Raw genomic sequence first — 14533 nt, 5'->3', positions numbered from 1 at the left:
GTAAGGGGACTAATATGGCAATTTCAAGACGCTCGTTTTTAAAAGGCATAATGGTAACTAGTACTGCGGGTTTAATTGGCCCTAGCCTGTTGTCTATTGCACAGGCTGCAGGTAACTCTCCCGAAGGCACGTGGAAAATAACAGGCTCTCATTGGGGCGCATTTAGAGCAAGAGTTTTAGGGGGTAAAGTTCAAGAAGTTAAAGCATTTGAATTAGATAAATACCCAACGGACATGCTAAATGGAATTAAAGGCATAATATACAGCCCGTCACGTGTACGTTACCCGATGGTTCGTTATGACTTTTATTTAAAAAGACATAAGAGTGATACCACGCAGCGCGGCGATTTTCGCTTTATTCGTGTTACTTGGGATGAAGCGCTCGACATGTTTTATGAAGAGTTAGAACGTATTCAAACGACTTATGGCCCTTCAGGATTATATGCTGGTCATACGGGCTGGCGAGCTACAGGTCAGGTACACTCTTGCGGTAATCATTTATTTAGATCTATGGCGATGCATGGCAATTATGTGCGAAAGGTTGGTGACTACTCTACAGGTGCAGGCCAAACAATTATGCCTTATGTTCTGGGTACCACAGAGGTTTATGCACAGGGCACGTCATGGGAGAACATTTTAAATGAAAGTAAGATTGTTGTGCTTTGGGCACAAGATATCCATAAAAACCTACAGGTTGGTTGGAACTGTGAAACCCATGAATCATACGAGTATTTAGAGAAACTCAAAGACAAAATAGCGAAAAAAGAAATTCGCGTGATCAGTATTGATCCGGTGAAAAGTAAAAGCCAAAACTACTTAAATTGTGAGCATCAATATGTAAACCCGCAAACTGATGTCGCTTTAATGCTTGCTCTCGCCCACACCTTATACACTGAAGATCTACATGACAAAGAGTTTATTGAAACTTACTGTTTAGGCTTTGAAGAGTTTGTCCCTTATTTACTCGGCACAGCTACAGACAAATTAGAGAAAACACCAGAATGGGCAAGTAGTATTTGTGGCATGAAAGCTGAAGATATAAAGCAGCTTGCAAGAGACATGGCTGGCAATAGAACTCAGCTATTATTTGGTTGGTGTATTCAACGGCAACAACATGGCGAGCAACCGTACTGGATGGGTGCTGTTCTTGCCGCTATGTTAGGCTACATTGGTCTCCCTGGAGGTGGCGTTAGTTACGCGCATCACTATTCTGGTATTGGCGTATCTTCTAGCGGTGCAGCAGGTCCAGGTGCATTTCCAGGTATCCCTGACTCAGATGAGCATATAAAACATAAAAGTGATGACTTTAAAGGAGCAAGTGCCACAATTCCTGTCGCAAGATGGGTGGATATGATCCTTAATCCAGGAAAAACTATTGAAGCAAATGGCTCTAAAATTACTTACCCTGATGTTCATATGGCAGTATTTTCAGGTAATAACCCTTGGCACCATCATCAAGATAAAAACAAGATGAAAAAAGCTTTTCATAAGTTGCAGACAGTTGTGACAGTAGACTATAACTGGACAGCAACTTGTCGATTCTCAGATATAGTTTTACCAGCTTGTACTCAATACGAACGTAATGATCTAGATTTATATGGCAGTTACTCTGCCCGAGGGGTTATTGCCATGCAAAAGCTCGTCGATCCGTTATACCAATCTAAAACTGATTTTGAGATCTTTACCGAATTTAGTAAACGTATGGGTAAACATCGTGAATACAGTAGAAATAAAACAGAGATGGAATGGGTTAAAGAGCTTTATGATGGCTGTGTAGCAGCGAATAAAGGCAAGTTCGAAATGCCTGAATTTGATAAATTTTGGCAAGATGGTTTTGTTGATTTTGGTAAAGGTCCTGCATGGACAAGGCAAGAAGATTTCAGAAAAGACCCTGAACTTAACTCTTTAGGCACTCCTTCTGGTTTCATTGAAATATTTTCTCGAAAAATAGACCGGTTTGGCTATGATGACTGTAAGGGCCATCCTGCTTGGATGGAGAAACTAGAGCGTTCCCATGGCGGGCCTGGTTCAGATAAATACCCTGTAGCACTACAGTCGTGTCACCCAGATCAAAGGTTACATTCACAGATGTGTGAATCTACTGAATATCGCGAAACATACTCAGTTCAAGGCAGGGAGCCTATTTACTTAAGCCCTGGTGATGCAAAAACTAGAGGCATTAAAGATGGTGACTTAGTTAGAGTATTTAATGAACGAGGGCAGTTGCTTGCTGGTGCCAGAGTGTCTGATAACTACCCTAGTGGTGTTGCTCGAATCTACGAAGGCGCATGGTATGGCCCCGTTGATGAAACAATTGGATCTTTAGATACTTATGGCGACCCTAACACCTTAACAATGGATGTAGGTACATCACAACTTGCACAAGCATGTAGTGCATTTACTTGCTTAGTTGAAGTAGAAAAGTTCAAAGGTAAAGCACCTGAAGTTACAGCGTTTAACCAACCAACTGGGATGGGTTAATGATAGATAAAGAATTAATTGAAACCAGAGCAAGTATTTTATGGTGGTTTTCTACCGTTTTGAGTAATGAATTAAACGAGCAACAGTTTAATTCTTATATTAATGAACAAGGCGCTATCCTACTTAACCAGCTTGCAACAGAAGATAAACTAACCGAAGCAATAAAATCTATTCAACAGAGTTTGCAGTTGTTAAAAAACAAACCCCATCCACATTTAGAGTGTGCAGTTGAATTCAGCCAATTATTTTTAATGGACTCAAAAAAGGGCGCACCACCTTATGCTTCAGTGTATTTATCAGACAATGGTTTAATGTTTCAAAAAGCACATGATGAGATGATCGCTCTACTTAAACAACAAGGTCTAAGTGTAAACAAAGAATTTAATGAACCTGCTGATCATATTGCCATTCAACTGGATTATTTAGGTAACTTGATTTTGGCAACTTTAAACAGCACTGACATTAGTGAAGCTTATGATAGCCAACTGCAATTTATTAATAATAATTTAATGAATTGGCTGCCAAAATTTATAGAGCAAATGAAAAATACCAATAACTCAGGCTTTTATCAGAATATTTCAAAACTACTATTATGTTACTTACAACTCGAAGTGACTTTCTTAAACGCTGAAATTAAGGTTTAACTCTATAAATTAAACCACGTCATTTCTTGTTTAAAAGCACTTTGTGAATATAGGAAGTCCCGTGTCTCGCTTAAGCTCGCACAGGATGACGGTGTACTTTTTCGAAAGATATTTGAGCATTCACAGTACTTATTAACTTAAACCACGTCATCCTCGAGGAGCTTTAGCGACATCGGGGACCTCCTTCAGCGTGTTGTAGGTATAAAAGTATAAATTTTTAAAGCACGATTCGCGGCAGGAGGTTCCAAATCTCGTTCCACTCGTTTGGAATGACGTCATATTTTTTCGAAGAATATTTTAAATCTCCTAAACGAAAAAAGCCCTTAGCGTTAGCGAAGGGCTTTTCGGAATTAGGAGCCTGGCGGTTTTGGCCATGGATGGCCTATATAGCAAAATTGCAGGAGCAATATTTTGTAGACCTCGGCTCTGGCATCCTGCTTCGCTCTACCTCCTGCATCCATGCAGTCGTACTCTCACATGGGGGAAATGAAACGTTTTTGACGAAACATGTTTCGTGTTTCATTTTCGGGAGCAACTTGTTGAGAGCAGGAACTCCCCTTCGGGATCGTGTGAACGCGTGATTGGTAACACATGCTCTGCTTAAAATGGAAACGGCGTCCGTATATACGGGATAATGTATGTGCGGTTAATAATATGCAAGACAAAGAAAAAGGGCCCCCTTACGGATGCCCTTTTCATTTTCAATTAGGAGCCTAGCGATGACCTACTCTCACATGGGAACTCCCACACTACCATCGGCGCAACTGCGTTTCACTTCTGCAAGTTTTGGTATTAGCGCATGGGATCAGGTGGTTCATTTTTCAAATAACAGAAAGCAAAAAAGGCTACCTGTTAGGATAGCCTTTCTCTTAATTAGGAGCCTAGCGATGACCTACTCTCACATGGGAACTCCCACACTACCATCGGCGCAACTGCGTTTCACTTCTGAGTTCGGCATGGGATCAGGTGGTTCCACAGTGCTATTGTCGCTAGACAAAAGCGGTTACGTTAATCATTTGACTAAACGTTAAGGTAAATTAGCTTTATTAAAATAATTTATCTTAAAATTTAGAGTAAAAAGCCCGTCATAAGACGGGCTTTTTGAATTAGGAGCCTGGCGATGACCTACTCTCACATGGGAACTCCCACACTACCATCGGCGCAACTGCGTTTCACTTCTGAGTTCGGCATGGGATCAGGTGGTTCCACAGTGCTATTGTCGCCAGACAAAAACTGTTTCGTTAGAAACACCCTGAACTTGTTTCAGGGTCTCCTGACGCTTATTGTGCATCAGAGTTCTAACGTATTTAGAAAGCTGTATTAATGACTTACTCAAGTCGTATTCTTTAATGCGTGATTTTCATCAGACCATACAAACTCAAGCAAAACTGCTTGGGTGTTGTATGGTTAAGCCTCACGGGCAATTAGTATCAGTTAGCTCAATGCCTCACAGCACTTACACACCTGACCTATCAACGTTGTAGTCTCCAACGACCCTTTAGGGGACTTAAAGTCCCAGTGAGAACTCATCTCAAAGCCTGCTTCCCGCTTAGATGCTTTCAGCGGTTATCAGTTCCGAACGTAGCTACCGGGCAATGCCACTGGCGTGACAACCCGAACACCAGAGGTTCGTCCACTCCGGTCCTCTCGTACTAGGAGCAGCCCTCTTCAATTCTCAAACGCCCACGGCAGATAGGGACCGAACTGTCTCACGACGTTCTAAACCCAGCTCGCGTACCACTTTAAATGGCGAACAGCCATACCCTTGGGACCGACTTCAGCCCCAGGATGTGATGAGCCGACATCGAGGTGCCAAACACCGCCGTCGATATGAACTCTTGGGCGGTATCAGCCTGTTATCCCCGGAGTACCTTTTATCCGTTGAGCGATGGCCCTTCCATACAGAACCACCGGATCACTATGACCTACTTTCGTACCTGCTCGACGTGTCTGTCTCGCAGTTAAGCTGGCTTATGCCATTGCACTAACCGTATGATGTCCGACCATACTTAGCCAACCTTCGTGCTCCTCCGTTACTCTTTGGGAGGAGACCGCCCCAGTCAAACTACCCACCAGACAGTGTCCCCAAGCCCGATAAGGGCCCTAGGTTAGAACATCACGCATACAAGGGTGGTATTTCAAGATTGGCTCCACCACATCTAGCGACGCGGTTTCAAAGCCTCCCACCTATCCTACACATGTAGGAGCAATGTTCACTGTCAAGCTATAGTAAAGGTTCACGGGGTCTTTCCGTCTAGCCGCGGGTATACGGCATCTTAACCGCAAATTCAATTTCACTGAGTCTCGGGTGGAGACAGTGTGGCCATGATTACGCCATTCGTGCAGGTCGGAACTTACCCGACAAGGAATTTCGCTACCTTAGGACCGTTATAGTTACGGCCGCCGTTTACCGGGGCTTCGATCATGAGCTTCGCAGAGCTAACCCAATCAATTAACCTTCCGGCACCGGGCAGGCGTCACACCGTATACGTCATCTTTCGATTTTGCACAGTGCTGTGTTTTTAATAAACAGTTCCAGCCACCTGGTTACTTCGACTCTCCTGTGCTTACTCCGCAAGGGATTCACACTAGAGAGCGTACCTTCTCCCGAAGTTACGGTACTATTTTGCCTAGTTCCTTCACCCGAGTTCTCTCAAGCGCCTTAGTATTCTCTACCTAACCACCTGTGTCGGTTTGGGGTACGGTTCCTATATATCTGAAGCTTAGAAGCTTTTCCTGGAAGTATGGCATCAACAACTTCAATTCCGTAGAATCTCGTCTCGTATCTCAGCCTTAAGAAGAACCGGATTTACCTAATTCTTCAGCCTACATACTTTCACATGGACAACCAGCGCCATGCTTGCTTAGCCTTCTCCGTCCCTCCTTCGCAATATATAGAAGTACAGAAATATTAATCTGTTTCCCATCGACTACGCGTTTCCGCCTCGCCTTAGGGGCCGACTTACCCTGCCCTGATTAACATGGGACAGGAAACCTTGGTCTTTCGGCGGGGGAGTTTTTCACTCCCCTTATCGTTACTCATGTCAGCATTCGCACTTCTGATACCTCCAGCAAACCTTACGATTCACCTTCAACGGCTTACAGAACGCTCCCCTACCACTTGAACCTAAGTTCAAATCCGCAGCTTCGGTGCATAGTTTAGCCCCGTTACATCTTCCGCGCAGACCGACTCGACTAGTGAGCTATTACGCTTTCTTTAAAGGATGGCTGCTTCTAAGCCAACCTCCTAGCTGTCTATGCCTTTCCACATCGTTTCCCACTTAACTATGACTTTGGGACCTTAGCTGGCGGTCTGGGTTGTTTCCCTTTCCACAACGGACGTTAGCACCCGTAGTGTGTCTCCCGCATATCACTCATTGGTATTCGGAGTTTGCAAAGGGTTGGTAAGTCGGGATGACCCCCTAGCCTTAACAGTGCTCTACCCCCAATGGTGTTCGTGCGAGGCTCTACCTAAATAGATTTCGGGGAGAACCAGCTATCTCCCGGCTTGATTAGCCTTTCACTCCGACCCACAAGTCATCACCGCATTTTTCAACATACGTGTGTTCGGTCCTCCAGTTGATGTTACTCAACCTTCAACCTGCCCATGGGTAGATCGCCGGGTTTCGGGTCTATGCCCTGCAACTAAACGCGCAGTTAACACTCGCTTTCGCTACGGCTCCCCTAATCGGTTAACCTTGCTACAGAACATAAGTCGCTGACCCATTATACAAAAGGTACGCAGGCACCGGACTAAATCCGGCTTCCACTGCTTGTACGTATGCGGTTTCAGGTTCTATTTCACTCCCCTCACAGGGGTTCTTTTCGCCTTTCCCTCACGGTACTGGTTCACTATCGGTCAGTTAGGAGTATTTAGCCTTGGAGGATGGTCCCCCCATATTCAGTCAAGATTTCTCGTGTCCCGACCTACTCGATTTCACTATTAGGTTGTTTTTGTGTACGGGGCTATCACCCTGTATCGCTGTCCTTTCCAGAACATTCCACTAACGCCCAAATAGCTTAAGGGCTGATTCGCGTTCGCTCGCCGCTACTAACGAAATCTCGGTTGATTTCTTTTCCTCGGGGTACTTAGATGTTTCAGTTCTCCCGGTTCGCCTCAATTAGCTATGTATTCACTAAAAGATACCCAACTTACGTTGGGTGGGTTCCCCCATTCGGACATCTGTGCCTATAACGCCTTTTATCGGCTTAACACAGCTTTTCGCAGATTAACACGTCCTTCATCGCCTCTAACTGCCAAGGCATCCACCACATACGCTTAGTCACTTAACCATACAACCCCAAAAAGTCTTGCAACTTCAAGAATGTCCGGAGACTAATCCGAACTAAGTTATAGGTCTGACATTTTCACGCATTCATAAGAATGTTGACATCTTCATGTCAAACCCACAGTAAACTGTGAGCCTTGAGTAAGAACTAATGACAACACGATAAGAGTTGCCATTAATAATGTTGAGCTGTTGTATAAAACAGCTCGGTTGATAAACAACAAGTTGTTTATCGTGGTAATTCATTGAACGTTTATGATTGGAGGTCATAAACATGAATTACCGGGTTTAATATCAGCTTTCCAAATTGTTAAAGAGTTAATCAACACACGCATTCGGTGCAGATTTTGGTAAAAAACCAAAGGTAAGCTGTGCTTACCTTTGATTTCTTATTCTTTACTTTCGTTATCATGTAATTTGTGTGAACACTCGCAGAGCCTAAGCTCTCATTAAGTTGTCTACTTAAGGTAAGGAGGTGATCCAACCCCAGGTTCCCCTAGGGTTACCTTGTTACGACTTCACCCCAGTCATAAATCACAAAGTGGTAACCGTCCCCCCGAAGGTTAAACTAGCTACTTCTTTTGCAACCTACTCCCATGGTGTGACGGGCGGTGTGTACAAGGCCCGGGAACGTATTCACCGTGGCATTCTGATCCACGATTACTAGCGATTCCGACTTCACGGAGTCGAGTTGCAGACTCCGATCCGGACTACGACAGACTTTCTGGGATTCGCTCCACCTCGCGGTCTTGCTGCCCTCTGTATCTGCCATTGTAGCACGTGTGTAGCCCATCCCGTAAGGGCCATGATGACTTGACGTCGTCCCCACCTTCCTCCGGTTTATCACCGGCAGTCTCCTTAGAGTTCCCGACACTACTCGCTGGCAAATAAGGATAGGGGTTGCGCTCGTTGCGGGACTTAACCCAACATTTCACAACACGAGCTGACGACAGCCATGCAGCACCTGTCTCAGAGTTCCCGAAGGCACTAATCTATCTCTAGAAAATTCTCTGGATGTCAAGGGATGGTAAGGTTCTTCGCGTTGCATCGAATTAAACCACATGCTCCACCGCTTGTGCGGGCCCCCGTCAATTCATTTGAGTTTTAACCTTGCGGCCGTACTCCCCAGGCGGTCAACTTATCGCGTTAGCTGCGCTACCCACAGATCAAGTCTACAGACAGCTAGTTGACATCGTTTACGGCGTGGACTACCAGGGTATCTAATCCTGTTTGCTCCCCACGCTTTCGTGCCTCAGCGTCAGTATTTGTCCAGGTGGCCGCCTTCGCCACTGATGTTCCTTCCAATCTCTACGCATTTCACCGCTACACTGGAAATTCCACCACCCTCTACAATACTCTAGCTTGCCAGTTCAAAATGCAGTTCCAAGGTTGAGCCCTGGGCTTTCACATCTTGCTTAACAAACCGCCTACGCACGCTTTACGCCCAGTAATTCCGATTAACGCTCGCACCCTCCGTATTACCGCGGCTGCTGGCACGGAGTTAGCCGGTGCTTCTTCTGTTGCTAACGTCACAGCTAGCAGTTATTAACTACTAACCTTTCCTCACAACTGAAAGTGCTTTACAACCCGAAGGCCTTCTTCACACACGCGGCATGGCTGCATCAGGGTTTCCCCCATTGTGCAATATTCCCCACTGCTGCCTCCCGTAGGAGTCTGGGCCGTGTCTCAGTCCCAGTGTGGCTGATCATCCTCTCAAACCAGCTAGAGATCGTCGCCTTGGTAAGCCTTTACCTTACCAACTAGCTAATCTCACTTGGGCTAATCTATAGGCGAGAGGTCCGAAGATCCCCCCCTTTGGTCCGTAGACATTATGCGGTATTAGCAGTCGTTTCCAACTGTTGTCCCCCACCTAAAGGCATATTCCCAAGCATTACTCACCCGTCCGCCGCTCGACGCCAGAGTAGCAAGCTACCCTTCGTTTCCGCTCGACTTGCATGTGTTAAGCCTGCCGCCAGCGTTCAATCTGAGCCATGATCAAACTCTTCAATTAAAAAGTTGTTACATATGCATCGACAAGCGATGCTACTCAATGAATTCTGAATGTTTCGTCTAACCAGAAGCTGGTTAAACTAAAACGTACTAATTAACTTCATCGCTAAATAAAGATAATTAATTTGTTTGTGTGTTCATCATCATTAAGTGATTTTTGATACCGAAGTATCTATGTTGTAAATCAATCTTAATGTGAGTGCCCACACAAATTGCATGATAACTAATTGTTAAAGAACCGTTCTATTTGAACGAAGAGCTAATCGCATTCGTTAGTCTCCTTTGCTTCAAACCGGCTAGTAGCCTTGCCTGAAGTGGATGCGCATTGTACGTCATCCAGTGTTGATGTCAACAGTTAATTTCAATATTTTCGAATTTAATTGTTGTTGTTTGTAACTCGGTAAAACTTACCTTAATGAGTACAAACCATCTACACCACTTGCCGCTGGTTGCTCTGCAGTAACGTTGCCGTAACTTGTTGAGATTCCCTGTGGAAGTGGATGCGCATTTTAGGGATTTTTGCGCCGCCGTCAACACCTTTTTGCAATTAAATTGAAATAACTGTTTGTTCGCTTATTTTATAAACAATACGTTAACTAATTTGCAATATTTCACTAATTCAAAGAATCGATTTCACATTCCGTTGTGATATTTAACACTATCTTTACTCAAATGGACTATTGCTTATATATTGAACTTATAGTTAGATATATGTACTAAAAACTATAAGGCTTAAAAAGCTATAGATTTGCTAATATAAGTGAACATACAATGAAAGCGCTATTAATGACCCTAACTCTATTGCTAACAAGCACTCCTGCTTTAGCTGGAGACCTGCAATCTAAAGAAAAATTCCTTGGACGACTGCTTGAGAAGCATGTAGACAAAAATATTTCAGTAGAAAGAAGTGTAAGCAGTTTATTAAAAAGTTACCCAGCCGGTGAAGAAATAATACTAGATACCGCATTTACCAAATATCCAGAGCAATATAAACAGATCATTAGAGGCGCATTACACGTCAATCCAAATTATAGTGAAGATGTTATTAAATTAGCTTTAGAACATGAAGTGGCCGCTTGTGAACAAATAATTAAAACAGCGATTAATGCAGAGCCTGCTTATGCCGACGATATTGTACTAGTCGCAACTAAGCTGCACCCTGAAGATAAAGATGCAATTTTTAGAATGGCGTTAAATACTAAACCAGTAATGGCATCAAGTATTGTCAACGCTTCTGCTAAAAAGTATCCAAATGATTTCATCAGCTATATAACAATGGCATTTGAAGAGTTACCCGAAAAGTTCATCTCATTACTTGATAATGCTTTTAATAATTTTCCGGATCAAAGTGATGAAGTGGTAGAAATTGCTGTTAAGTCTTTAGACAAAGAGCATGTTAGAGCCATTATTGATAATGCCGTTAAATCAGGGCTAAGTGAAAAACAAGCAACAGATGCAGCAATTAAAGGTGGCGCTGAATTAGTAGCTTTAAACCATGAACATTAATTCTGTAGATTCATCCTTGAAATAAACAGAATTTAAACCATCCTTGGTAATTCTAAGTTAATTCTCCCTGAATTAAAAAGGGAAGCAAATGCTTCCCTTTTTTATATTTTTAAACAATATTCTAATTAAACACGTTCGAATACTGTTGCAATACCTTGCCCTAAGCCAATACACATAGTCGCTAAGCCTATATTGGCATCCTTTGCTTCCATAAGGTTTACTAACGTGCCGGAAATACGAGTTCCAGAACAACCTAATGGGTGACCTAATGCAATAGCGCCACCATTAAGGTTAATTTTATCATCAAGCACATCCATCATATCTAGTGATTTAATACATGATAACGCTTGTGCTGCAAATGCTTCATTGAACTCAGCCAAGTCGATATCGGCAGTAGTTAGGCCTGCACGCTGTAATGCTTTTTTCGTTGCAGGAACTGGACCAAAGCCCATAGTAGCAGGATCGCAACCTGATACGCCCATGCCACGAATTTTTACTCTAGGTGTTAAGCCAAGTTCTTTTGCTTTACTGGCAGACATAACTAACATCGCACTGGCACCATCAGAGATAGCAGACGAGGATGCAGCAGTTACTGTGCCATTCACCGGATCGAAAACAGGGCGAAGCTTAGATAAACTTTCAGCTGTACATTCAGGACGAATAACTTCATCTTGTGTAAAAACTTTTAATGTACCATTTTCATCGTGCCCTTCTACTGGCACTATTTCATTATCCCAACGACCTTCAACTTGGGCTGCATGAGCACGTTGATGAGATCTAGCAGCAAATTCATCCTGCATTTCTCGAGTGATACCATGTTGACGACCTAACAGCTCAGCCGTTAGTCCCATATTACCCGATGCTTTAGCAATGTGTTTTGATAAGCTAGGGGCAAAATCAACATCGTACATCATTGGTACGTGGCCCATATGTTCGACACCACCAATTAAGAAGACATCACCTTGGCCTGCCATAATGCTAGTACTGGCGTTATGCAACGCTTCCATAGATGAACCACATAAACGGTTTACCGTTACGCCACCAATTTGTTTTGGCAGGTTAGCAAGTAATGCTGCATTTCTGGCAATATTAAAACCTTGCTCTTTAGTTTGCTTAACACAACCCCAGATAACATCTTCAATGTCATTAGGATCTAATTTTGGGTTACGCTTTAAAATTTGTTTCATTAAACTTGCAGATAATTGCTCTGCACGAACATTGCGGAACATGCCGCCCTTTGAACGCCCCATAGGAGAGCGAATACAATCGATAATAACTACTTCATTCATAATAATTCTCCGCTCTACTTAGCTGTGTTAACGTTGGTGTTAAAGTATGACTTGCCAGAAGCAGCCATTTCTCGAAGACCATCGGTTACTTGGTAAATTTCGCCTAAATGAGCATACTTGTCTGCTGTCTCAATGAAAGCTTCTAAGCCAACAGTTTCTAAATAACGAATTGGACCGCCTCTAAATGGAGGGAAGCCTAATCCATATATCAAGCCCATATCAGCTTCGGCTGCAGTTGCAACTACACCTTCTTCTAAACATCTCACTGTTTCATTAACCAAAGGGATCATCACTCGTGCAATAATTTCATCATTAGTAAATTCAGTTTCTGCAGCACAAATCGGGCTAAATAATTCTAACGCCTTTGCGTTTACTGCTTTTTGTGGACGTCCTCGTTTATCTTTTGAGTACTCATAAAAGCCAGATCCAGTTTTTTGACCTAGTAGTTTTTCGTTATATAAAACACTTGATGGGTCATTACTAATTTTTGCCATACGAGTTGGGAAACCAGCAGCCATAACATCAGTACAGTGATCAGCGGTATCTATACCTACAACATCTAATAGATATGCAGGTCCCATTGGCCAACCAAACTGTTTCTCCATTACCTTATCTACTTTTTCATAATTAGCACCTTCAAGTACTAGTTGAGCAAAACCTGAAAAGTAAGGGAATAATACGCGGTTAATATAAAAACCAGGACAATCATTTACTACAATTGGCGACTTGCCCATTTTTGCAGCGTAAGCTACAACGGCAGCAACCGTTTCATCAGAAGTGTCTTTACCACGGATAACTTCAACTAACGGCATTTTATTTACCGGATTAAAGAAATGCATGCCACAAAAACGCTCAGGTTTTTCGATGCTTTGTGCGAGTAAATCGATAGATATCGTCGAAGTATTTGACGTGATAATGGCATCATCACTAACATTAGCTTCTACTTCTTTTAATACTGCAGCTTTTACATTAGGATTTTCAACTACCGCTTCAACAACAATATCAACATCTTTGATGCTGTCGTAAGTTAATGTTGGCGTGATGTTATTTAAAGTTTGCGCCATTTTCTTGGCGGTCATTCTACCTTTGTCGACTGACTTAGTTAATATTCCTGCGGCCGTGTTTAAACCTAAATCAAGGGCAGCATTATTAATATCTTTCATAACAATAGGCGTGCCTTTATAAGCAGATTGGTATGCAATACCACCGCCCATAATACCGGCACCTAATACAGCGGCTCTTTCAACCTTTTTAGTGGCGATTTTAGCAGCTTTTTTAGCTTTACCTTTTACGACCTGATCAGATAGGAATAAGCCAACTTGTGCAGCACAGGCATCAGTTTTAGCAACTTGGCCAAATGCAGCATTTTCTAGCAGCATTGCCTGGGTTCTATCTAACTTAACAGACTCTTCAAGCAAGTTAGCTAAAATCATAGGTGCAGGATAGTGCTTACCGGCTTTAGCGAAAATCATACCTTTAGCAGTATTAAAGCTCATCGCATGCTCAATTGGTGTTAATGCAACTGGCTCTAACTTCTCTTGTCGTTTAGCTTGCCAGTCAAATTTTCCAGCGATGGCATCTTTTAGCATTTCAATTGCCGCTGATTTAAGGTTCTCTGGTGCAACTACGGCATCTACAGCACCAAATTCCAATGCTTTCGCAGCTTTGTAAGGCTTGCCTCCGGTCATCCATTCAAGCGCATTGTCGATACCAATAACACGAGGTAAACGAACCGTACCACCAAAACCAGGAATAAGTCCTAATTTAACTTCAGGTAAACCAACACTTGCGGTTGTATCGGCAACTCGGTAGTCACACACTAGAGTAACTTCACAACCACCACCTAATGCAAAACCATTAATGGCGGCAATGGTTGGCATATTGAGATCTTCAAACATGTCGAAAATGTCACTGCTATTTTTAAATACGCCAGCAATTTTATCGTCAGGAGTTTTAAATAATTCGGTAAATTCAGTGATATCTGCACCAACAATAAACGTTGATTTAGCTGATGTAACAACAACACCTTTTGCATCGATACATTCACCAATAGCAATGATGGCGCTTTTATATTCTTCTAATGTTGCAATATTTAATGCGTTTACTGATCCTTTAGAATCGAAACATAACTCAACGATGCCATCGTCAAGTAATTGGGCAGAAAGGCCATTGCCTTGATAAATCATGCCGAAACTCCTTCGTTTTAATGAGGTTTGCAAAATATTTAGATCCAAAAATATAATAAAAATGAATAGTAAAATATCTTAACGGGTATATTTATAGATGCTTGAGTTTGCCTTGTCTAATTGAGCAAA

General features: G+C 42.8%; 5 protein-coding genes and 4 rRNA genes. 3 read left to right on the top strand and 6 right to left on the bottom strand.

Translation table 11 applies throughout. The annotated features are described in order from the left end of the window. Positions 1–14 precede the first annotated feature (14 nt). Both torA and torD read left to right on the top strand, forming a co-directional pair. Positions 15–2480: a trimethylamine-N-oxide reductase TorA gene (gene torA, locus RI845_RS03645; protein ID WP_348388398.1), complete on the top strand. Its 2466-nt coding sequence runs from the start codon at positions 15–17 to the stop codon at positions 2478–2480. Continuing rightward, positions 2480–3124, top strand: a complete 645-nt coding sequence (gene torD, locus RI845_RS03640) for a molecular chaperone TorD (RefSeq protein WP_348388397.1) — start codon at positions 2480–2482, stop codon at positions 3122–3124. The genes torA and torD overlap by 1 nt, the downstream gene beginning before the upstream one ends. Before the next feature lie 879 nt (positions 3125–4003). Here torD and rrf (RI845_RS03635) read toward each other — a convergent pair. From rrf (RI845_RS03635) to RI845_RS03620, 4 genes are all read right to left on the bottom strand, one after another. Further along, a 5S ribosomal RNA gene (gene rrf, locus RI845_RS03635) occupies positions 4004–4118 on the bottom strand. Between the two features lie 118 nt (positions 4119–4236). Then, a 5S ribosomal RNA gene (gene rrf / locus RI845_RS03630) occupies positions 4237–4351 on the bottom strand. Between the two features lie 176 nt (positions 4352–4527). Further along, a 23S ribosomal RNA gene (locus RI845_RS03625) occupies positions 4528–7417 on the bottom strand. A 464-nt stretch (positions 7418–7881) separates the two neighbouring features. Then, a 16S ribosomal RNA gene (locus tag RI845_RS03620) occupies positions 7882–9424 on the bottom strand. Together the 16S, 23S and 5S rRNA genes form the textbook arrangement of a ribosomal RNA operon. Before the next feature lie 785 nt (positions 9425–10209). Between RI845_RS03620 and RI845_RS03615 the strand changes: the two genes are divergently transcribed. Beyond that, the gene (locus tag RI845_RS03615) at positions 10210–10929 is read left to right on the top strand and encodes a hypothetical protein (protein WP_348388396.1); all 720 of its coding nucleotides are present in this window, start codon (positions 10210–10212) and stop codon (positions 10927–10929) included. A 125-nt stretch (positions 10930–11054) separates the two neighbouring features. Here RI845_RS03615 and fadA read toward each other — a convergent pair whose 3' ends face one another. Both fadA and fadB read right to left on the bottom strand, forming a co-directional pair. After that, positions 11055–12218 (bottom strand): acetyl-CoA C-acyltransferase FadA, encoded by a 1164-nt coding sequence (fadA, locus tag RI845_RS03610; RefSeq protein ID WP_348388395.1) that lies wholly within the window; start codon positions 12216–12218, stop codon positions 11055–11057. Between the two features lie 14 nt (positions 12219–12232). After that, complete coding sequence (fadB, locus tag RI845_RS03605) at positions 12233–14404, bottom strand: fatty acid oxidation complex subunit alpha FadB (RefSeq protein ID WP_348388394.1); 2172 nt, start codon at positions 14402–14404, stop codon at positions 12233–12235. Between the last annotated feature and the right edge of the window lie 129 nt (positions 14405–14533).

This window comes from Thalassotalea nanhaiensis, assembly GCF_031583575.1.
GTDB lineage: Bacteria > Pseudomonadota > Gammaproteobacteria > Enterobacterales > Alteromonadaceae > Thalassotalea_A > Thalassotalea_A nanhaiensis.
This window is presented reverse-complemented; position numbering and strand designations above follow the sequence as displayed.

What these genes read in the sequence shown, in the direction of transcription:
- torD (WP_348388397.1), top strand. Translation starts at nt 2,480, where the DNA reads ATGATAGATAAAGAATTAATTGAAACCAGAGCAAGTATTTTATGGTGG.
- fadA (WP_348388395.1), bottom strand. Translation starts at nt 12,218, where the DNA reads ATGAATGAAGTAGTTATTATCGATTGTATTCGCTCTCCTATGGGGCGT.
- torA (WP_348388398.1), top strand. Translation starts at nt 15, where the DNA reads ATGGCAATTTCAAGACGCTCGTTTTTAAAAGGCATAATGGTAACTAGT.
- RI845_RS03615 (WP_348388396.1), top strand. Translation starts at nt 10,210, where the DNA reads ATGACCCTAACTCTATTGCTAACAAGCACTCCTGCTTTAGCTGGAGAC.
- fadB (WP_348388394.1), bottom strand. Translation starts at nt 14,404, where the DNA reads ATGATTTATCAAGGCAATGGCCTTTCTGCCCAATTACTTGACGATGGC.